This window comes from Pseudarthrobacter sp. C1 (assembly GCF_034720455.1).
Lineage (GTDB): Bacteria > Actinomycetota > Actinomycetes > Actinomycetales > Micrococcaceae > Arthrobacter.
On record NZ_JAYESK010000007.1, the window covers coordinates 40048 to 60778 of the forward strand.

21 protein-coding genes are annotated in these 20731 nt (G+C 66.3%); 3 read left to right on the forward strand and 18 right to left on the reverse strand.

The window, feature by feature from the left end:
• Nucleotides 1-2 precede the first annotated feature (2 nt).
• From priA to U7114_RS13050, 6 genes are all read right to left on the reverse strand, one after another.
• A complete protein-coding gene (gene priA / locus U7114_RS13025) occupies nucleotides 3-749 on the reverse strand; it encodes a bifunctional 1-(5-phosphoribosyl)-5-((5-phosphoribosylamino)methylideneamino)imidazole-4-carboxamide isomerase/phosphoribosylanthranilate isomerase PriA (RefSeq protein WP_157238574.1) in 747 nt (248 codons plus the stop codon).
• Between the two features lie 40 nt (nucleotides 750-789).
• Entirely contained in the window at nucleotides 790-948 is a 159-nt protein-coding gene (locus U7114_RS13030; protein ID WP_197432389.1) for a hypothetical protein, read from the reverse strand.
• The gene (gene hisH / locus U7114_RS13035) at nucleotides 949-1734 is read right to left on the reverse strand and encodes an imidazole glycerol phosphate synthase subunit HisH (protein ID WP_323057592.1); all 786 of its coding nucleotides are present in this window, start codon (nucleotides 1732-1734) and stop codon (nucleotides 949-951) included.
• Nucleotides 1731-2357, reverse strand: a complete 627-nt coding sequence (gene hisB, locus U7114_RS13040) for an imidazoleglycerol-phosphate dehydratase HisB (protein WP_066274905.1) — start codon at nucleotides 2355-2357, stop codon at nucleotides 1731-1733. Before hisB ends, hisH begins: the two co-directional genes overlap by 4 nt.
• 59 nt (nucleotides 2358-2416) lie before the next feature.
• Nucleotides 2417-3535 (reverse strand): histidinol-phosphate transaminase, encoded by a 1119-nt coding sequence (locus U7114_RS13045; RefSeq protein WP_321215876.1) that lies wholly within the window; start codon nucleotides 3533-3535, stop codon nucleotides 2417-2419.
• A gap of 106 nt (nucleotides 3536-3641) precedes the next feature.
• Nucleotides 3642-4058, reverse strand: a complete 417-nt coding sequence (locus U7114_RS13050; protein WP_157238575.1) for a LysM peptidoglycan-binding domain-containing protein — start codon at nucleotides 4056-4058, stop codon at nucleotides 3642-3644.
• 325 nt (nucleotides 4059-4383) lie between these two features.
• Between U7114_RS13050 and lexA the strand changes: the two genes are divergently transcribed.
• Entirely contained in the window at nucleotides 4384-5118 is a 735-nt protein-coding gene (gene lexA, locus U7114_RS13055) for a transcriptional repressor LexA (RefSeq protein ID WP_321215875.1), read from the forward strand.
• 33 nt (nucleotides 5119-5151) lie between these two features.
• Here lexA and U7114_RS13060 read toward each other — a convergent pair whose 3' ends face one another.
• Both U7114_RS13060 and hflX read right to left on the reverse strand, forming a co-directional pair.
• Nucleotides 5152-7209, reverse strand: a complete 2058-nt coding sequence (locus tag U7114_RS13060; RefSeq protein WP_323057593.1) for an ATP-dependent DNA helicase — start codon at nucleotides 7207-7209, stop codon at nucleotides 5152-5154.
• Nucleotides 7202-8785, reverse strand: coding sequence for a GTPase HflX (gene hflX, locus U7114_RS13065; protein ID WP_157238578.1), 1584 nt, complete (start codon nucleotides 8783-8785; stop codon nucleotides 7202-7204). Before hflX ends, U7114_RS13060 begins: the two co-directional genes overlap by 8 nt.
• A 433-nt stretch (nucleotides 8786-9218) precedes the next feature.
• Between hflX and U7114_RS13070 the strand changes: the two genes are divergently transcribed.
• On the forward strand, nucleotides 9219-9842 hold the full coding sequence (locus U7114_RS13070; protein ID WP_321215874.1) for a class I SAM-dependent methyltransferase: 624 nt from the start codon (nucleotides 9219-9221) through the stop codon (nucleotides 9840-9842).
• Here U7114_RS13070 and dapF read toward each other — a convergent pair.
• From dapF to U7114_RS13100, 6 genes are all read right to left on the reverse strand, one after another.
• Complete coding sequence (dapF, locus tag U7114_RS13075) at nucleotides 9814-10758, reverse strand: diaminopimelate epimerase (protein WP_323057594.1); 945 nt, start codon at nucleotides 10756-10758, stop codon at nucleotides 9814-9816. The genes U7114_RS13070 and dapF overlap by 29 nt on opposite strands.
• 32 nt (nucleotides 10759-10790) lie before the next feature.
• Nucleotides 10791-11699, reverse strand: a complete 909-nt coding sequence (gene miaA, locus U7114_RS13080) for a tRNA (adenosine(37)-N6)-dimethylallyltransferase MiaA (protein ID WP_323057595.1) — start codon at nucleotides 11697-11699, stop codon at nucleotides 10791-10793.
• Nucleotides 11700-11702: 3 nt separating this feature from the next.
• Entirely contained in the window at nucleotides 11703-13262 is a 1560-nt protein-coding gene (miaB, locus tag U7114_RS13085; protein WP_323057596.1) for a tRNA (N6-isopentenyl adenosine(37)-C2)-methylthiotransferase MiaB, read from the reverse strand.
• Between the two features lie 18 nt (nucleotides 13263-13280).
• Nucleotides 13281-13772, reverse strand: a complete 492-nt coding sequence (locus U7114_RS13090) for a regulatory protein RecX (protein WP_323057597.1) — start codon at nucleotides 13770-13772, stop codon at nucleotides 13281-13283.
• A gap of 135 nt (nucleotides 13773-13907) precedes the next feature.
• Nucleotides 13908-14963, reverse strand: coding sequence for a recombinase RecA (gene recA, locus U7114_RS13095; protein ID WP_066274884.1), 1056 nt, complete (start codon nucleotides 14961-14963; stop codon nucleotides 13908-13910).
• Between the two features lie 190 nt (nucleotides 14964-15153).
• The gene (locus U7114_RS13100) at nucleotides 15154-15378 is read right to left on the reverse strand and encodes a DUF3046 domain-containing protein (RefSeq protein WP_321215870.1); all 225 of its coding nucleotides are present in this window, start codon (nucleotides 15376-15378) and stop codon (nucleotides 15154-15156) included.
• A gap of 40 nt (nucleotides 15379-15418) precedes the next feature.
• Here U7114_RS13100 and U7114_RS13105 point away from each other — a divergent pair, with 40 nt between their 5' ends.
• Nucleotides 15419-15952 carry a MarR family winged helix-turn-helix transcriptional regulator gene (locus U7114_RS13105; RefSeq protein WP_157238581.1) on the forward strand — a complete coding sequence of 178 codons (534 nt, stop codon included), beginning with the start codon at nucleotides 15419-15421 and terminating at the stop codon, nucleotides 15950-15952.
• 78 nt (nucleotides 15953-16030) lie between these two features.
• Here the strand turns inward: U7114_RS13105 and U7114_RS13110 are convergent, their stop codons facing one another.
• The 4 genes from U7114_RS13110 to U7114_RS13125 form a co-directional block, all read right to left on the reverse strand.
• Nucleotides 16031-16483 carry a helix-turn-helix domain-containing protein gene (locus U7114_RS13110; RefSeq protein ID WP_043793869.1) on the reverse strand — a complete coding sequence of 151 codons (453 nt, stop codon included), beginning with the start codon at nucleotides 16481-16483 and terminating at the stop codon, nucleotides 16031-16033.
• Nucleotides 16484-16650: 167 nt separating this feature from the next.
• Nucleotides 16651-17130, reverse strand: coding sequence for a CinA family protein (locus tag U7114_RS13115; RefSeq protein WP_157238582.1), 480 nt, complete (start codon nucleotides 17128-17130; stop codon nucleotides 16651-16653).
• Entirely contained in the window at nucleotides 17127-17771 is a 645-nt protein-coding gene (gene pgsA / locus U7114_RS13120) for a CDP-diacylglycerol--glycerol-3-phosphate 3-phosphatidyltransferase (protein ID WP_321215869.1), read from the reverse strand. Before pgsA ends, U7114_RS13115 begins: the two co-directional genes overlap by 4 nt.
• 23 nt (nucleotides 17772-17794) lie before the next feature.
• Nucleotides 17795-20713 (reverse strand): FtsK/SpoIIIE family DNA translocase, encoded by a 2919-nt coding sequence (locus U7114_RS13125; protein WP_323057598.1) that lies wholly within the window; start codon nucleotides 20711-20713, stop codon nucleotides 17795-17797.
• Nucleotides 20714-20731: the final 18 nt, after the last annotated feature.

Below are 20731 nucleotides of genomic sequence, written 5' to 3' on the forward strand. Positions count from 1 at the left end.
GTTTAGCGGCGGCCGGCGACGTCGAGCGCTTCGGGCAGCGTAAAGGCCCCGGCGTAAAGGGCCTTGCCCACGATGGCGCCTTCGACGCCCAAGGGAACCAACGAGCGCAGGACGCGCAGGTCGTCGAGGCTGGAGATGCCGCCTGAAGCAACCACCGGCTTGCCGGTCTTTTCCACCATCTGGCGCAGGAGTTCCACATTGGGTCCCTGCAGGGTGCCGTCCTTGGTCACGTCTGTGACCACGTAGCGGCTGCAGCCGGCTTCCTCAAGGCGGCCCAGGACGTCCCAGAGGTCCCCGCCTTCCTTTGTCCAGCCCCGGCCGGACAGCGTGGTGCCGCGAACATCCAGTCCGACGGCGATCTTGTCGCCAAAGCGTTCGATTGCCCGGCGCGTCCATTCGGGGTTTTCCAGCGCGGCGGTTCCCAGGTTCACACGGGCAACGCCAAGGTCCAGGGCCGCTTCAAGGGTTTCGTCATCACGGAGACCGCCGGAAAGTTCCACCTTGATGTCCAGCCGGCCCACCACTTCGCGGAGCAGTTCCGCATTGGAGCCGCGCCCGAAGGCGGCGTCCAGGTCCACGAGGTGCACCCATTCGGCACCCTGCTGCTGCCAGTTCAGCGCTGCCTCCAGCGGGGTTCCGTAGCTGGTCTCACTGCCCGCTTCCCCCTGGACCAGCCGGACGGCCTGGCCGTTGACGACATCGACGGCGGGCAGCAGTTCAAGAACCGGCAGGTCGGTTGCGGTGGTCATGTCAATCCTTCGGGTCGGGGTCAGTATGGCCAGCCGCCGGTCAGTTGCCCGGCAGCGTCAGCAGGTAGGCAGCGAGCAGCGACATGCCCGCCAAAACATAAAACGAAATCTGGGTCCAGAGCGGCTTGTGCTGCTGCCTGAAGGACAGGGCCCCGCCCACCAGCAGGCCGGCCAGCCCCATCAGGACGATGGACCACATCTAGGCGGCGCCGTCTTCCGCTGGAGCGCCGTCTTCCGTTGAAGGGACGCCGGCGGAGACCGGGCCGCCCGGAGCCGGCTTCTTGAGGTTCTGCACCCAGTTGCGCAGCAGTCGCGCGCCGGCGTCGCCGGACTTCTCCGGGTGGAACTGGGTGGCGCACAGCGGACCGTTTTCGACCGCTGCTATGAATGGTCCGCCGTGCTCGGACCAGGTGACCAGGGGTGCAGCCATGCGCGGCTGCACAACATCGAAGTTCCATTCCTGCACCCCGTAGGAGTGCACAAAGTAGAACCGCTCGTTTTCGACGCCGGCGAACAGCTTGGATCCCTCAGGCACCTTCACGGTGTTCCAGCCCATGTGCGGCACCACGTCAGCCGGCAGGAGTTCAACCTTGCCGGGCCATTCGCCGATGCCCTCCGCCTCCGTGCCGTGTTCGACGCCCGCCTCAAAGAGCACCTGGAGGCCAACGCAGATCCCCAGGACCGGCCGGCCGCCTGCCACCCGCCTGCCGATGAGGCGGATCCCGTCGACGGCTTTGAGCTCACGCATCACCGTTTCGAAGGCACCGACACCGGGAACCACCAGGCCGTCGGCGTTCAGGACGTCCTCGGGCTTGGAGCTCAGGATGACTTCCGCGCCGGCGCGTTCGAGGGCGCGCACGGCGGACCGGACGTTACCGGAACCGTAGTCCAGGACCGTGACGGTGGGCTTGCCTTCCGGCGAGGGGAGTTTCCGGGAGGCCGAGGGATCGATGATGGCACCGTCCTTCAGGACCTGTCCGCTCACAGCGCACCCTTCGTGGAGGGGATTCCTTCAACGCGCGGATCGGGTTCAACTGCTGCGCGCAGTGCCCGGGCGAAGGCCTTGAACTGGGCTTCGACGATGTGGTGGGGGTCCCGGCCCGCGATGACGTTCATGTGCAGGCAGATGCCGGCGTGCAGGGTGATTGCTTCGAAGACGTGGCGGGTGAGTGACCCGGTGAAGTGGCCGCCGATCAGGTGGTACTCCTGGCCGGCAGGCTCGCCGCCGTGTACCAGGTAGGGACGCCCGGACACGTCGACGACGGCGTGCGCCAGCGCTTCGTCCAGGGGAACGGTGGCTTCTCCGAACCGGCGGATCCCGGCTTTGTTCCCCAGGGCGGTGCGCAGCACTTCACCGAAGGTTATGGCTACGTCCTCCACCGTGTGGTGGACATCGATGTGGATGTCACCGGTGGCTTTGACGGTCATGTCGATCAGGGAGTGCTTGCAGAGCGCCGTGAGCATGTGGTCGTAGAACGGCACCGACGTGTCGATGTCCGAGGTGCCGGTACCGTCAAGGTTGATTTCCACGAGCACAGAGGACTCACTGGTGGCACGTTCCATGCGCGCGGTGCGGGCCGCAGCAACATTCGATCCGGTGGTACTCATGCTTGGGTCCTTTTGGGCAGAAGGGGTGGTTCGAGGCGTCCAGCGCCGGTTCTTCCAGTCTAGGCGGGAAGCTTGGCCTGGCGGGCAAGGATGCTTTCAAGGGAGGTGAGGAAAGCTGTGGTTTCGGTCTCAGTTCCGGCTGTGACGCGGAGGTGGCCGGGGATTCCTACGTCGCGGACCAGGACACCGGCGTCCAGCAGTTCCTGCCACACCTGGTGGGGGTCCTCCAGGCCGCCGAAAAACACGTAGTTGGAGTCTGACGCGGCAGGCTTGAGTCCCATCCTGAGCAGCTCGGACACAATGCGGTCGCGCTGCTTCTTGATGTCCTCCACATCCGCCATCAGCGCCTCCCGGTGCCGGAGGGCGGCGAGGGCGGTGGCCTGCGTGATGGCGGAGAGGTGGTACGGGAGACGGACGAGCCGCAGCGCGTCGGCCACTTCGGGGGCCGCCGCCATGTAGCCGAGGCGGGCGCCTGCCAAGGCGAACGCCTTGCTCATGGTCCTTGAGACGATCAGCCGTTCCCGCCCTGGCAGCAGAGTCAGCGCACTGGGCGTTCCGTCATGCGCGAACTCGTGGTATGCCTCATCGACGATGACAATGGACTGGCTTTCTTCGCCGGCCTCGTAGACGGCTTCCACCACGTCCAGCCCGAGGCCGGTTCCCGTGGGGTTGTTGGGTGAGCACAGGAAGACGATGTTGGGCTGCAGCTCCTTGACCTGCCGCGCCGCCGATTCGGCGCTGAGACCGTAATCGCCGGCACGCTCGCCCACAATGTATTCCGTGTCCGTTCCGCTGGCCAGCAGGGGATACATGGAGTACGTGGGAGGGAATCCGAGCGCTGTACGTCCTGGGCCGCCAAAGGCCTGGAGTATCTGCTGAAGGACTTCGTTGGAGCCGTTGGCCGCCCAAAGGTTGGATTCATCCAGCCCGTGCCCCAGATACTCCGCCAACGCCTTCCGCAGGTCGGTGAATTCCCGGTCCGGGTATCTGTTGAGTCCTGCTGCCGCTTCTGACACCGCTGCGCTAATGGCCGCCCTGACGTCAGCCGGAACCCCGTGGGTGTTTTCATTCACGTTCAGGAGGATTGGAACGTCCAACTGGGGCGCGCCATAGGGCGTAAGCCCGCGGAGGTTGCTGCGGAGGGGAAGCCGGTTCAGGCGCTCTAGCTGGTCATTCACCTGAACAGTTTAGTGCCCGGGCCGGACACCGGAAAATGTGACGGTTTCCTGTTCGCTCCCGGAGCGCCGCGCCCTGCCGCCCCTTGGAGAGGCAAAATGCCGGGTCCTAACTTGCGGGCACGAACAATTGCTGGCCGGGGAAGACCGCGCCGGCCGGGAGGTTATTGAGCTGCACGATGTCCGCCACAACGTCCCGCGGATCACGCTCCGGTGCGACACCGGCCGCAATGCCCCACAGTGACTCGCCAGGCTGGACCGTGACTGTGACAGTGGGCGTCGTTGCAAGATCCGTCGCAGACTCCGACGCCTTGGCCGGGGCATTGAAAAAGCCTGCCAGCGAAAGAAGCAGGGCAGCGAGCAGGACCAGCGGAATGCCGATCAGCACGATGCGACCACGACGGGTCAGGCGAAGGGGCGGAAGAGGCGCAGGCCGTCCGGCCTGCCGATTGTCCGCCTGGGACAGGATTTGCTGCACCGAAAGCAGCTGGTGGCGTGAACCCCGCGAAACAGATGTAGCTGACATGATCTGAGCCCTCCTGGACCGTACTGTGCTGCCCGGACGTCCTTCCCTCCGCCCCCGGCCGGACCTTTTCCGACGTAGTCTTCGAATGACCAGGGCAATGAGTAGAACATATATTCGAACTTTGCTTTCTCTGTTTTAGCACCTATCAACGAACATTGTCGAGACTCGCTAGAACAAATGTTTGAAAAAGCAATGCGGCTGGCCTAGCTTTGAACCAAAGAACAACCACCTGGACAGTCGATCAGCAGGGTCTGACATTTAGGGGCGGGAACTTCCAGGGCATGGCCATGGAGAGGCCCGGCGGAACCGAAAGGCATTGGCGAATATGGCAGCAGCAGCCGCCGGGGGCAGGGCAACCGCGCAACCGAAGAGGACCGCCAAGGGCCTGACTCCACGGCAAAAGAAGATCCTCGAAACCATCCAGCGCTCGGTCAACGAAAACGGGTACCCGCCGTCCATGCGGGAGATCGGCGACACCGTGGGACTGGCGAGCCTTTCGAGCGTGACGCACCAGCTTTCCCAGCTGGAGAAGCTTGGCTACCTCCGCCGCGACCCCAAGCGGCCGCGGGCCATGGAAGTCCTGATGCCGCTGACCCTGGACGGCGGAGCCGCAAAGCCGGCAAGCCAGGCGTCCGCCGTCCGTTCACCCGGTGCAGCGACTGTCACCGAACTGCCCACCGCCCTGGACACGGCGATGGTTCCCCTGGTGGGCCGGATCGCCGCAGGCGGCCCCATCCTTGCCGACCAGCTGGTGGAGGACGTGATGCCGCTCCCCAGGCAACTGGTGGGCCAGGGGGAACTGTTCATGCTTCGGGTAGCCGGGGATTCGATGGTGGATGCAGCCATCTGCGATGGCGACTGGGTTGTGGTCCGCCGCCAGCAGGATGCGGCCAACGGGGATATCGTGGCCGCGCTCCTGGATGACGAAGCCACCGTCAAGACATTCCGCCAGCGCGACGGCCACACGTGGCTGCTCCCGCAGAACACCCAGTACGAGCCCATCCTCGGGGACCACGCCACCATCATGGGCAAGGTTGTGTCGGTACTCCGCTCGCTGTAGCAGGGAAACTCCGCCCGCTGCAGCGAGACGGCCTCAGGCGTCTTCCCGGGCCAGCCGCTCCAGGGCGGCAATCGCCGTCTTCCGGTCTGTTGTGGACCAGAAGGGCGGCAGCGCCCCGCGCAGGAACCCTGCATAGCGTTCAGTGGCAAGCCGGGAGTCAAGCACGGCCACCACTCCCCTGTCGCCCGTGGAACGGATCAGCCGGCCTGCCCCCTGGGCGAGCCGGATCGCGGCGTGGGTGGCCGAAACCGACATAAAGCCGTTTCCACCTGCCTGGGCTACTGCCCGTGAGCGCGCCGTCATGAGGGGATCGTCCGGCCGCGGAAACGGGATGCGGTCTATCACCACAAGCCGGCACGAGCCGCCGGGGACGTCCACGCCCTGCCAAAGGGACATGGTCCCGAACAGGCAGGTATCGGGCTCGTCGGCGAACTGCTTTACCAGGCCGGTCATGGTGGAGTCACCCTGGCAGAGGACGGTCATCCCCAGCTTGGGGCGCAGTGCCTCGGCCGCTTCCTCTGCCGCACGCCGGGACGAGAACAAGCACAGCGCCCCGCCACCGGAAGCACGGATCAGGGCTTCCAGTTCGTCCAGTGCTTCCGGGGAAGCACCCCTGCCGGGCTTCGGCAGGTGCCCGGCCACGTAGAGGATGCCCTGCTTTGGGTAGTCGAAGGGTGATCCCACGTCCACGCCTGTCCAGCTCGGGGCGCCGTCACCCACCAGGCCCAGTCCGCCCGCGGCAGGTTCAAACGCGGAACCGATGGCCAGCGTCGCGGAGGTCAGCACCACCGTGTGGCCGGCGAAGAGTCCTTCGCGCAGCCTCCCGGCAACGGACAGCGGCGCGATGTTGATCAACGCAGGAGCGGTCTCGTCCGGCGGGGAGAATCCCTGTGCAGGGTCAAAGGAACTGGCACGGGAAAACCACACCACTTCGCGGTTCTCCCGGGCTGCCAGGAGCCGTTCACAAAGTTCCAGGATGAGCAGCAGCCGCGACCGCGCGAGCTGCCTGCCGCCGTCGGCCGTGGCGCTGCTGTCCCCCTTTGAATCCGAGAGGGCAGCCCGGCAGGCATCCCGCAGCTGGTCCACGCAGTCCAGCTGTTCATCATTGAGCCCGTTTGGGAGCAGCCCGTTCGGCACGCCTGCCAGGGCAAGCTCCAAGTTGGCGGCTGCGGCGTTCAACGCGTCAACGGTGATGGCCGTGTGCTTCCGCGCACCGGCGGCAGCGGCGTGGACCATGGCCACCGAGAGCTGGCCGGAGACCGCCCCGGTAACCCTGTCCTGGAGTTCATGGGCCTCATCCACCACCACCACGTCATATTCGGGCAGGACGGCCAGGCCTTCGAACGCGCTGACGGCGAGCATCGCATGGTTGGTGACCACAACATCCGCTTCAGCAGCGTCCTGGCGCGCCAGTTCGCTGAAGCATTCCGCAGCCATGGGGCACTTCTGGGAGCCCAGGCACTCCATGGACGTCACCGAAACCTGCCGCCAGGCACGGTCCGTGACGCCCGGCAGCAGTTCATCCCGGTCGCCGGTGGCGGTCTTCTCCGCCCACTCCCGCAGCCGCACCACCTCCTTGCCGAGCTGGGACGAGGGGCCGCCCACGGCGGCGGCGAAATGCGGGACGCTGGTGTCCTCGCCCAGGCTGAAAAGCTGGCCTTCGGCCGGCTCCTCGCTGGGGAAGCCGCCTTCCAGCTTGTGCCGGCAAACGTAGTTGGAGCGGCCCTTGACCAGGGCCACTTTGACCGGCCTGTCCAGGGCGGGGGTGATGGCCTTGAGCAGCCGGGGCAGGTCCCTGCCCACAATCTGTGTCTGGAGGGCCAGGGTGGCCGTTGACACCAGGGCGGGCTTGTTGCTCTGCAGTGCATGCGCGATGAGGGGTATGAGGTAGGCCAGGGACTTGCCGGTGCCGGTCCCCGCCTGGACCAGCAGGTGGTCCCCCGTTTCGATGGCGCGGGCCACCTGCCTGGCCATCTCATGCTGGCCGGCACGGCTTTGCCCGCCCATGCCCGCCACGGCCCGGTCGAGCAGTTCGATCACGAACTGCTCGCCGGCCGTTTCCGTGGCTTCTCCTGCCACGGCCTCAGTCATTGCTGACGAAGGGTTCCAGTTCAGCCGCGAAGCCTTCCCGGACCATCACGACGGCCCTGGTGCCGGCTTCAACGTGGTCGACGCTGATGATCTCGGCGTCGGAGTCGTGAAGCTTGCTGATCAGGTCTCCGCGCTCATACGGGATGAGCAGTTCCAGCTTGACGCCGGGCCGGGGAATGGCGTCGCTGATTGCCTCCAGCAGTTCGGCGATGCCTTCCCCCGTGCGGGCCGAGACCACCACGTGCCGCGGCTCGCGCTGCTTGAGACGTTCCACCACGAACGGATCAGCGGCGTCGGCTTTGTTGAGCACGATGATTTCGGGCACCTTCCGGGCATCCACCTCGCTGAAGACCTTGCGGACTGCGGCGATCTGGCCCTCGGGATCCGGGTGCGAAACGTCCACCACGTGCAGGATCAGGTCCGCGTCCGCAACTTCCTCGAGCGTGGAGCGGAACGCTTCCACCAGCTGGGTTGGCAGTGAACGGACGAACCCCACGGTGTCGGCCAGGGTGTAGCCCAGGCCGTCCGCGGTTTCCGCTTTGCGGACGGTGGGATCCAGGGTGGCGAACAGGGCGTTCTCCACCAGGACACCGGCGTCGGTCAGGCGGTTCAGCAGCGAGGACTTGCCCGCGTTGGTGTACCCGGCAATCGCTACGGACGGCACGGCATTACGACGGCGGTTGGCCCGTTTGGTCTCGCGGGCCGGCTTCATCGCGGCGATCTCCCGCCGCAGCTTGGCCATCCGTGTGCGGATCCGGCGGCGGTCCAGCTCGATCTTTGTCTCACCGGGACCACGCGAACCCATGCCGGCAGCCGCGCTGCCCACCTGGCCACCGGCCTGGCGGGACATCGACTCACCCCAGCCGCGCAGGCGCGGCAGCAGGTACTCCAGCTGGGCCAGCTCCACCTGGGCCTTGCCTTCGCGGCTCTTGGCGTGCTGGGCAAAGATGTCCAGGATCAGGGCTGTCCGGTCGATGACCTTGACCTTGACGATGTCCTCCAGGCCTCGGCGCTGGGAGGGAGCGAGCTCGGCATCCACCACCACGGTGTCCGCGCCGGTGGACGCCACGATGTCCCGGAGCTCCAAGGCCTTGCCCGAGCCGAGGAACGTTCCAGGATCCGGCTTGTCGCGCCGCTGGACCAGCCCGTCCAGGACCTCGGAACCGGCAGTTTCTGCGAGGGCTGCGAGCTCCCGCAGCGAGTTCTCGGCGTCGGCCAGGGTCCCCTCGGACCAGAGCCCGGCCAGGACCACGCGTTCCAGGCGCAGCTGCCGGTACTCAACCTCGGTGACGTCTTCGAGTTCGGTGGAAAGCCCGGCCGTTCGGCGCAGGGCGCGGCGTTCCTCAAGATCCTGCTGGTCGCCGTCGTACGTTGTGTGTTCTTCGTCCAGGCGGGAAATCGCCTGGGCTTTGCCGAGCATTGCCTTCCCGTCCCGGCCCTCGTCACCGCCGCCTGGCGCGCTGAGGCTCCTGGCCGGTACGTCCTTGGAGAGAATCCGGTCGATGACAGCTTGGATTTCCGCAGGACTCATGTCCTGGGCGGCTGGATCTGATCCGGTGTTGGGCTGGCTGGTCATGGTCTCCTTTGAAGATTCGGCAGTTCCAGAATAGTGCCGAATGCCGGTGATTGGTGAAGTATTCGCGCGGGGCTGACGGCCTGCGGTCATCCAAGCCTCCTGGCTTGTTGGGCCGGGCGCTGCAGGAGGCGGCGCCGGCGGAGATGCCACGACTCAGATTCGTGGCGGACATGGAAACAGCCGGAAAAACGGCGGGAAGTCCAGCGGAGGCTGACCTTCGAGTGTCGTCCGGCGACCGGAAAACGCGTTCTGCGTTCGGCCCGGTGCACGCAGCGGAAGGTGGGAAAACCTGCATCGCTGGGTGGGACATGGCTTCGGGACGGGCTGGGCCCGTGCCGGCTACTCAAAGATCAGGAACATGCTCTCCAGCGTAGCAGAGGGCCACACGCGGCAGTTTCCCTTTACGCTGCAAGGGGAACTACTCTGGCCAGTTATGGAGTCCGCACATTATTTCAGCGCAACGCCCGCCGGCCCTTTTACCCGCAAGCCGCTGACTGTCGAACTCGCCGGGCAGACGCGCAGGCTGCAGACTTCCACCGGCATCTTCAGCCCGGACGGGATCGACAAGGGCACGGCCATCCTCCTTGCCGAGGTCCCGGCCCCCGCGCCGCAGGGAAACCTGCTGGACATCGGTTGCGGCTGGGGCCCGATTGCCCTGACCATGGGGCTGAAGTCGCCCTCCGCCCGGGTCTACGCAGTGGATGTGAACGAGCGCTGCATCACGCTGACGAACGAGAACGCCGCCGCGCTGGGACTGGCAAACGTCACCGCCAGTACCCCGGAAGCGGTGGACCCGGAGGTGCGCTTTGACACCATCTGGTCCAATCCGCCCATCCGGATCGGCAAGGACGAGCTCCATTCACTCCTGAAGCTGTGGCTGCCCCGCCTCGCGCCGGGCGGTACGGCGTGGCTGGTGGTGCAGAAGAACCTGGGGGCCGACTCGCTGCAACGCTGGCTTGCCGGGGAGCTGGACGACTCCTTCGGCGTCAGCCGCGAATCAACGTCCAAGTCCTTCCGGATCCTGAAGGTCAGGAAAGCGTCCCGGTTGCCACAATAACTGCCGGGCCGCTCAGCTCAACGTGTTCATGGCCCGCCGGGCCGGCGAAGAACTTGACGCCAACCACCCCGCCGGGGACCTGGACGCGCCAGGTGTCGGGGGCCTCCGCACCTGCCCAGTGCCGAATGGCCACTGCGGCGGCGCAAGCCCCGGTCCCGCACGACTGGGTCTCCCCCACCCCGCGTTCATGCACGCGCATAGTGACTGTGCCGACGCCGTCGTGCACCAGGGGTTCCGACGGAACCACGAACTCAACGTTGGTTCCGTGGGCCGGGACAGGGTCAACCACGGGCGCTGTGAACAGGCGGGTTGCCGTGAGTTCCGACAGCTCCGCCAGGGCCACGACAGTATGGGGGTTGCCCATGCTGACGGAGAGGGCAGGGCGGGGAACTTCCAGGCCTTCTGCGGTGACCAGTGAATCCATGGCCTTGGCTGTGGCTTCCCCGGGGAAAATGAACTCCCAGGGCCCCATGTCCACGGCGTAGTCTTCGCCTGTCCGCACCACGGTCTTGACGCCGGCGCGCGTGCCGATGGTGAGGGCCCCGCCGTCGGGCAGGTCAATCAGCCCCTCAGTGCGGAGGAAGTGGACGAAGACGCGGACGCCGTTGCCACACATCTCGGACAACGAGCCGTCACCGTTGCGGTAGTCCATGAACCATTCGGCGCCCGGGGCCGTGGCGAGCTGCTCACGGCCCTCCGGCAGGAAGCGCGACGGAACGGCGCGGATGAGCCCGTCGCCGCCGATCCCGCGGTGCCGGTCGCAGAGCGCTGCAACGTCGTGGGCGGATATGGTGTGGACACCGTCGGGATCGGCCACCAGGACAAAGTCGTTGCCGGTGCCGTGTCCCTTGGAAAAGCGGAGCCCGCTCAGGGTGCGGAGGGCCGGCTCGGTGGTTTCTGCGAGGGTTGCGTCCATGTTTCCAAGGGTACCGGCCGGGCGGGGCAGCCCTAAATACGCGGCCGTTCGCACAGCGCTGCGGCCTTGGCCACCAACGACGGGTCCTGCCAATCCAGCCAGGAGATGCGGGGATCGGCACGGAACCAGGTGAGCTGGCGCCGTGCGAACTGCCGGGTGGCCACGATGGTGTCTTCCGCGGCCTCCGCTACGGTCGACGCGCCGTCGACGACCCGGAGGAACTGCGCGTAGCCGAGGGCGCGGGACGCGGTTTTCCCTTGGCGCAGCCCTTGGTTGTCCAGCCGTTGGACTTCCGCGAGCAGGCCGTCGTCCACCATCCGGTACACCCGGCGGGCGAGCCGGTCGCGGAGCACGTCCCGGTCCACGGCCAGGCCCACCTGGACGGCCGGCTGGACGTACTCGCGCTGCGGCATGAAGGAACTAAACGGCCGGCCGGTGAGCCGGTGGACCTCCAGTGCACGGATGATGCGCCGGGCGTCGGACAACCTCCCTGCCGACACCGGGTCCACTTCGCGCAGGCGCTCCAGCAGCACCGCCTGCCCGTTCTCCGCGAGCTCAGCCTCAAGTTGTTGGCGAACCAGCGGATCCGTTCCGGGAAATTCAAGGACATCCAGTGCGGCCCGCACATACAGGCCGGAGCCGCCGGCCAGGATGGCGCGCTTACCGCGGGCGTGGATGTCCGAGACCAGGGCGCGCGCCTGCTGCTGGAACCGGGACACGCTGGCTTCCTCGGTCACATCCAGGATGTCCAGCAGGTGGTGGGGCACCCCCCGGCGTTCGGCCTGGGTGATTTTTGCCGTGCCGATGTCCATGCCGCGGTAGAACTGCATGGCGTCGGCGTTGATGACTTCGCCGCCAAGTTCCAGTGCAAGGCTGACGGCAAGGTCGGATTTGCCGGAACCGGTGGGACCGACGACGGCGATGACAGGCGGGGAGCCCACCGGTCAGCGGGTGCGGACGGGCAGCGAGGGCATGCCCAGCGAGACGCCCTTGCCGCCGGTACCGGCACCGGGCGCGGGGGCTCCGCAGGAATCCGCCTGGGACCTGTCCCAGGCGTCGCCGGCCCGGGAGCGGCGCAGGCTGTAGTCGGCCAGGGTGGGGTCGGCCACGAGGTGGAAGGCGGCAGCCTCGGTGATGGTGACAGTGACAAGGTCTCCCGGACGCGGAGCCTGGGCGCCCTCCGGGACGGAGAAGTGCACCAGCCGCTGGTCCTGCGAGCGGCCGGACAGCCGGTGGGTTTCCCCGGCTTTCCGCCCGGACTGCGCTGTGACCATGACCTCAACCCTGCGGCCCAGCTGGCGCCGGTTTTCCTCTGCCGCAATCCTGTCCTGGAGGGCGGTAAGCCGTTCAAAGCGTTCCTGCACCACGGCCTTGGGCAACTGGTCCGGCAGGTCGGCCGCCGGGGTGCCGGGGCGCTTGGAATACTGGAAGGTGAAGGCGGTGGCGAAGCGGGACTTCTCGACCACGTCCAGGGTGGCCTGGAAGTCCTCTTCCGTTTCACCCGGGAAACCCACGATGATGTCGGTGGAGATGGCGGCGTGGGGAATCTTTTCCCGCACCTTGTCCAGGATGCCAAGGAACTTTGTGGACCTGTAGGAGCGCCGCATGTCCCGCAGGACCTTGTCCGAGCCGGACTGCAGCGGCATGTGCAGCTGCGGCATGACGTTGGGGGTCTCCGCCATGGCGTCGATGACGTCGTCTGTGAACGCGGCAGGGTGCGGGCTGGTGAAGCGGACGCGTTCCAGGCCTTCGATATCGCCGCAGGCCCGGAGGAGTTTGGAGAAGGCCTGCCGGTCGCCGAACTCGACGCCGTAGGAGTTGACGTTCTGGCCGAGGAGGGTGACTTCGATGGCGCCGTCGTCAACCAGGGCCTGGATTTCGGCCAGGATGTCGCCGGGCCGGCGGTCTTTCTCTTTTCCGCGGAGGGCGGGCACGATGCAGAAGGTGCAGGTGTTGTTGCAGCCTACGGAAATAGATACCCAGCCCGAGTAGACGGAATCGCGTTTGGTGGGAAGCGTTGAGGGGAAGACGTCCAGGGACTCGAGGATTTCGAGCTGGGCCTCGTTGTTGTGGCGCGCGCGGTCCAGCAGGGCGGGCAGGGCGCCAACGTTGTGGGTGCCGAAGACGGCGTCCACCCATGGCGCCTTTTTCAGGATGGTTTCCCGGTCCTTCTGGGCGAGGCAGCCGCCCACCGCAATCTGCATGCCGGGGTTCGCGGCCTTCACCGGCGCGAGGATGCCCAGGTTCCCATAGAGCTTGTTGTCGGCGTTTTCGCGCACTGCGCAGGTGTTGAACACCACGACGTCGGCCTGCTCACCCTCGGCCGGTACGTATCCTGCGTCCTCGAGCATGCCTGCCATGCGCTCTGAGTCGTGGACGTTCATCTGGCAGCCGAAGGTGCGCACCTGGTAGGTGCGTGGCTTCTGGGCAGCCGCTTGCGGAGCGTCGGCGGCCGCTGTGCTGGTGCCGGTACCGGAAAGGGGGGAAGGGATGGTCAAACTCACCTGTTAAGGGTACCGGTTTTACCGTTCGCCACTGTCGGCTGCGGCCCGGGACTCCAGGACGTCGTTGACGATCCGGAATGCCTGGGACGGCTGGTAGCCCTTGCGGGCCAGCATGGAGGCCAGCCGGCGCGCAGCCTTGTCCCGTTCCGCCCGGTCCTGAAGATCCGTCCCCGGGCGGAGCTTCCGCTCAACGAGTTGCCTTGCTGCGGCTTCTTCATCTGCGTCCGACAACTGTTCCAGCGCCGCGGCGGCAGTCTCCTGGTCGATGCCTTTCTCCGTCAGCTCGCGCCGGAGTGCGCCCTTTGCCAGCTTCCGCGACTGGGCGCGGCTCCGAACCCACATGTCGGCGAAGTCGGCGTCGTTGATCAGGCGGGCTTCCTGGAACCGGTCCAGCACTGCCTCTGCGACGTCTTCCGGGATGTTCCGCTCTGCAAGCTTCTGTGCGAGCTGCAACCTGCTCTTGGCTGAGGCTGTTAGCTGCCGATAGACGATGGACTGCGCAACCGACACCGGATCAGGCTCGGCATCCCCTGCAACGGGAGAGTCCGGAGCCGGGCCGTCCTGGAGGTCATCGGCATACGAAGCGGCGCGCCGCCCGCCGGCTCTGGACCGGCGGGGGCGCGCATTTTCAGGGCTGGTCAACGGTTAGAACCCGTCAACGGCCTTCAGCTTCGGGGAATCCTTGGATTCGGGCTCCGCAGGCTTGACGCCGACACCAAGCTTTTCCTTGATCAGGCGCTCGAGTTCGGCGGCCAGTTCAGGGTTGTCGCGCAGGAACCGGCGCGAGTTCTCCATGCCCTGGCCCAGCTGGTCGCCATCGTAGGTGAACCAGGAGCCGGACTTCTTGATGATGCCGTGCTCCACGCCCATGTCGATGATGCCGCCCTCGCGGGAGATACCCTGGCCGTAGATGATGTCGAACTCGGCCACCTTGAAGGGCGGGGCCATCTTGTTCTTGACGATCTTCGCCTTGGTCCGGTTACCGACCGAATCCGCGCCTTCCTTGAGGGTCTGGATGCGGCGCACGTCGATACGGATGGAGGCGTAGAACTTCAGGGCCTTACCGCCGGTGGTGGTTTCGGGGGAACCGAAGAAGACGCCGATCTTTTCACGGAGCTGGTTGATGAAGATGGCGGTGGTCTTCGTCTGGCTCAGGCGGCCGGTGATCTTACGCAGGGCCTGGCTCATGAGCCGTGCCTGCAGGCCCACGTGGCTGTCGCCCATGTCGCCTTCAATTTCGGCACGGGGCACCAGCGCCGCGACGGAGTCGATCACGATAACGTCCAGGGAACCTGAACCCACCAGCATGTCCATGATTTCGAGGGCCTGCTCGCCGGTGTCCGGCTGGGAGACCAGGAGGGCGTCCGTGTCCACACCGAGCTTGGCGGCGTACTCAGGATCGAGGGCGTGCTCGGCGTCGATGAAGGCGGCGATGCCGCCCAGTCGCTGGGCGTTGGCCACTGCGTGCAGGGCAACGGTGGTTTTACCGGAAGATTCCGGGCCGTAGATTTCAACGACGCGGCCCCGGGGAAGGCCGCCAATTCCCAAGGCAACGTCCAGGGCGATGGAGCCTGTGGGGATGACCTCGATGGGGGCCCGGACTTCATCGCCGAGCCGCATGACCGAGCCTTTACCGAACTGCTTGTCGATCTGGGCCAGCGCTGCTTCGAGCGCTTTTGCACGATCCGGGGCTGCCGCCATGGTTCACACCTCTAATGCTTTCTCGCTTTGGAGTGGCCTCAGCGGCCGTTTATTGGTCATCTCTGACGCTAATGGGACCCACTGACATTCCGGCCGGATAACGGCGGCTATGTGGATAACCCGCTATGAAAAGCATAGCTTTACCCGAACAGGTATTCGAACAGGAGCGCGGCGTGTCAGGAGAATCAGGCTAGTTCGCGCGGGGCTTGAGGTCCCGGCCCAGCCTGCGCTCGGCGGGGACGTCCTGGACGTCGCAGACTGCCAGCCACACCTTGCGGGGTTCCACCCCGGCAGCCAGCGCCTGGTCCGCAGTGCGCCCGCCCACCCCGGCCAGCACAAGCGTGCTGCTGAGGACCCGCGAGTACCCGGCGCCGAATTCGTCGTCCATAAGCCGCCAATAATCGCTGATTCGCACCAGAAAAGTCTCTCACGATCCGCACCCTAGAATTGTTGCCATGAGCAGCTCCCCCGACGTCCCCTCCCTGCAAGGCCGCCACGACGAAGCCACCGTGGACGCCGCGTTGCAGAACGTGGAGCACCAGATCAGCCTCTTCTGGCGGCGCGCCCGGGCCATTTCCAACCAACTCTCCCGCCAGGTCCATCCGGACATGGAGCCGGCCGCCTATGGCCTGCTGACGGTGATCCGCAGGGAGGGCCCGATCAGGCTCACCGACCTGGCCATGAACATTGGCGTGGGCAAGCCGTCCGTCAGCCGGCAGATTGCGTTCCTCGAGAGCCTGGGACTCGTGTCCAAGGAGGCAGATCCGCTGGACGGGCGCGCCCAGGCCATCCGGCTCACTCCTAAGGGTGAGGAGAAGATGCACCAGGTCCAGGATGCCCGGCGGCAGGTGTTTCGTGAACGCCTGGGCGAATGGCCGGTGGAGGACCTGGAAGAACTGGCCCGGTACATGGCCAAATTGAACTCCACGTACGAGCGTGACGGGTTCCCGAAGGACGGGCCGGCGGCCGCCCCTGCGGAAGACACGTAGGCGGATACGACTGAAGCCCCCGGCACGGCCGGAGGCTTCAGTGTGTCTTGTTTCCAAGGCCGCCTTGCGGCGGCGCGCTTACCGGGCGCCGGAAAGAAGGCCGGTGGAAAGTTCGTCGTTGAGTTCAGTGTTCAGGTCGCGCTCAAGGTCGCGGCCATAACGCTGGGAGAACTCCTGCGGAACGGTGTCCGGAACGGCAACGCCTTCGGCAACTGCCACACGGTCGCTCACTTCGCGGAGCATGCTGGACAACGGGACATCCAGCGCCGAGCAGATCGAAGAGAGGAGCTCGGATGACGCTTCCTTCTGGCCGCGCTCCACTTCACTGAGGTAACCCAGGGAGACACGGGCGCTGTGCGAGACTTCACGGAGCGTACGCCCCTGACGCTGGCGGACATCGCGCAGGACATCACCGATTTCGTGACGAAGTACAACCATCTTGCGCTCCTTCTGTTCGCTCTTAGCCTGATCGGCGAGGCCCACATCCTTCCAGCGGACAACGCCGTTAACGGATACGGGCTGCTTTACCATCTGTATCGCCTTGCTCCCTCATAGGTCAGGTCCGCGGTGGCGCGAACCGTCGTGGTCATTTCATCCTAGGCGCCTCCGCTATCCGGAAGCGACACAATGTAATAACTAATCGGTACCGGCTTTTGTTCCCGCCAACTTTACATCCGGGTAACTTCGGCCGGCCGGGTTCACCGGGACAGGGCCTCCAGAAGCCGTTCCAAGGCAGCCCCGCAGGCCTGTCCGCGGATTTCGGCACGGTTGCCGGCGAAGGAATACTCGAAGGCTTCCGTCCCGGCGGCGGTGGCTATGCCTACATACACGGTTCCCACCGGCTTTCCGTCGTGCTCATCCGGCCCCGCAACGCCGGTGGTGGAGACGCCGATGTCAGCGCGCAGGACTGTCCGGGCTCCGGCCGCCATGGCTGCGGCGACGCCGGGGTCGACGGATCCGACGCGGGCCAGCAACTCGGCCGGGACGTCCAGGACCGATTCCTTGACCGAGTTCTGGTAGGCAACCACCCCGCCCTGCAGGATCCCGGAGGCGCCGGGCGTGTCGGCAAGGACTGCGGACACCATCCCGGCGGTCAGGGATTCTGCGGCGGCCACGGTGCGTCCCGTGTCGAGGGCTTTCCTGACTGCTTCCGCGGACAGATGGTGGAGGTTGGTCATGCCGGCTCCTGTCCTTTGCTGCTGCGTGCCTGCAGCTTTCCCTTCGCCCGAAGGCGCAGTGCCTCCATCACGTACTGGATGCCGGTCCAGACTGTGATGGCCACGGCCGCCATCATGACGGCGAACGCCACCCAGGCCAGCCATGGAGCGAAGGCACCCAGCGGCAGGAGGTACAGGAAGATGGCCGCAGTCTGCACAACGGTCTTGAGCTTTCCGCCCCGCGAAGCAGGGATGACGCCGTAGCGGATCACGAAGAAGCGCAGTGCGGTGATGCCCCACTCGCGGACCAGGATCACCAGTGTGGCCCACCATGGAAGTTCGCCCAGCACCGAGAGCATCACCAGGGCGGAACCGGTGAGGAGCTTATCCGCGATGGGATCGGCGATCTTGCCGAAGTCCGTCACCAGGTTCCGGCTCCTGGCGATGTCGCCGTCGAGCTTGTCCGTATAGATGGCGACGGCGAACGCCGCGACCGCCGCCCACCGCCACGGCCCGGACGCGCTCTGCAGCCCCGGCGCGTCCGCGATAAGGAACCACACGAAGAACGGGACCAGCGCGATGCGGATCATGGTCAGGATATTGGGAAGGTTCCAGACCCCGGCACGGCCTGGGCCGGCCGCGGTGGCATCGGTGCTAGTCACGTTCCTAGGCTACAGTCTTTGGGCTAGCGCCCGGTGAGGGACCAGGCATCTTCGGAGCCGTCCTCGTCGTCGTAGCCGCCGGGCGGGGAATCCGAGCCGTCGTAATATTCGGCACTCTGCTTCCGCTGGTCGAGGTCCGCAGCCACGAGGTCTTCCGCGTATCCGCCCCGGGCGATGTTCGCATTGGCGTTGTCGCTCAGGGCTGCGGTCTGCGAGTCCGGCGCAGCGGGTGCGTCCTGGCCCTTCATGGCCGCCAGGACGGGGGCAAGATCGTCCGGCTTCACCAGGACGTCACGGGCCTTGGACCCTTCGGACGGGCCCACGACGCCCCGGGATTCCAGCAGGTCCATAAGGCGCCCCGCCTTGGCGAAGCCGACGCGGAGCTTGCGCTGGAGCATCGAGGTGGAGCCGAACTGCGTGGTGACCACGAGCTCGGTAGCCTGCAGCAGGACCTCGAGGTCGTCGCCGATGTCGTCATCGATCTGCTTCTTCGGCGCCTCCGCGGCCACGTCGTCACGGTAGCTTGCCTGGAGCTGTCCCTTGACGTGCTCAACCACCTTGTGGATTTCGGACTCCGTGACCCAGGCGCCCTGGACGCGCATGGCTTTGGACGCGCCCATCGGCAGGAAGAGCGCGTCACCCTGGCCAATCAGCTTCTCGGCACCCGGCTGGTCCAGGACAACGCGCGAGTCCGTGACGGAGGACGTGGCAAACGCCATGCGGGACGGAACGTTGGCCTTGATCAGGCCGGTGACGACGTCCACGGAAGGCCGCTGGGTGGCCAGGACCAGGTGGATGCCTGCCGCCCGGGCAAGCTGCGTGATGCGGACGATCGAGTCTTCAACGTCGCGCGGGGCAACCATCATGAGGTCCGCGAGCTCGTCCACGATCACCAGCAGGTAGGGATACGGCCGGATGACGCGCTTGGAGTCCACCGGCGGCTGGACCTTGCCGGCCCGCACCGCCTTGTTGAAGTCATCGATGTGCTTGAAGCCGTAGTTGGCGAGGTCGTCGTAGCGCGCGTCCATTTCGCGGACCACCCATTGCAGTGCCTCGGCGGCCTTTTTGGGGTTGGTGATGATGGGCGTGATCAGGTGCGGCACGCCCTCGTAGGCGGTCAGTTCCACGCGCTTGGGGTCCACCATCACCATGCGCACCTCGTCAGGGGTGGCACGCATCAGGATGGACGTGATCATCGAGTTCACGAACGATGACTTTCCGGCACCGGTGGCGCCTGCCACGAGGAGGTGGGGCATCTTGGCGAGGTTGGCTACGACATAGCCGCCCTCCACATCCTTGCCCACGCCCATCACCATGGGGTGGTCCGTCCGGCGGGCGTTCTGGCTTCGCAGGACGTCGCCCAGCGAGACGGTCTCGCGGTCCGTATTCGGGATCTCAATGCCGATGGCCGATTTGCCCGGGATGGGGCTGAGGATCCGCACGTCGCTGGAGGCTACGGCATAGGAGATGTTCTTGGACAGCGCGGTGACACGTTCCACCTTGGTTCCGGGGGCGAGTTCGATCTCGTACCTGGTAACGGTGGGGCCGCGGCTGAAGCCGGTTACGGTGGCGTCGACGTTGAACTGCTGGAGGGTGTCAGTCAGGGCAGCGACGACGGCGTCGTTGGCTTCCGTGCGCTCCTTGGGGATGGAGCCGGGCGTCAGGTAGTCCGATGCCGGGAGCGTGTACGTCACGTCGCCGGCGAGGGACAGCTGCTCGGTGCGCTGCGGAATGGGAACCGGCGGCGGGGCGGGCGCCACGGGGTTGGATGGCACTGTGGGGGCGGCTGCCGGTTTGGCAGCGGCTGCGGACATGCCGGGGGTGATCATGGGGATGGCTTCGGTTGCGTTCTCCCCCGCCGGAGCCGCTCCCTGCGCCGCGCTGCCCAGGCCCTGGGCAGCTTTGATCTTCTCGACGGCGATCTCCGCCTGGGTGGGCCGCCGGACTCCCGGCGCCGGGCGGGCCGCCGCGCCTCCCTTTGCGTCATCGTCGTCGATCACCGCGTGCTCGAAGGCTTCGTCCCCTACATAGCCCTCCAGTCCGGCGTCGGCGTCCTCCTCGTCCTTGCCGAAGAAGCGGCGCTTCTTCTTGGGGGCCTTGGACGCTGTGGCGGGCGCGGTCCGTTCCAGGTAGCTGCGGTCATGGGCGTCCCGGTCCTGGTCATCCAGCAGGTCAATGCCCATCAGGTGCTCGTAGCCGGCGCGCAGTCGGCGCGGAATCGCGGTGAACGGAGTAGCCGTAATGATCAGCAGGGAAATGAAGGCCAGCAGCGAGTAGAACACGACTGGAACGGCGGGATGGATGGCGGCCAACGGCGACGCAGCGAGGAAACCCAGCATGCCCCCGGCCTGGCGGAGGCCGTCGAAGCCGTCGGCCACGGTGGGCTGTCCGCCGAGGATGTGGGCCAGTCCGCAGCCGGCGAACGTCATGATCAGGAAGCCGATGCCCACCCGGTTGTTTCCCCGCCCGTCCGAGGGCTGGCGGAAGAGCCGGAACGCGCAGACAAACAGCATCAGCGGAAGAAGCAGGGAGATCCACCCGAAGGTGCCGTTGACCACGGCGTACACCGCGTCCGGGAACCAGCCCGTCAGGCCCCACCAGGCGAAGGTGGCAATAAAGATGCCAAGGGCCAGGTTGAACAGGGCGGCGCCGTCACGGCGTTCTTCCGCGGGGAGGTCGCTGACGTCGTGGCCGATGCGCCGCACGCCTCCGCCCACCAGGTGGCCCACTCCCAGCCAGGCTCCGCCCACCACGCGCAGCAGCCACGGCTGGTGGTGCTCGACGGCGGGAAGCTGGCGGGTGCGCGCGGTGCTGGAAGAGCCGCCGGCACGCCCCGATTTGGCGGCCGTGGAGCCTGAACCGCGGCCGGAGGAGCTGCCGGTTTTGCTTCCGGCGCTGCCCCTGCTGGAGCCATTGGGCGCGGACGTAGTACGAGTGGCCATACCAGCCACGGTACCCGA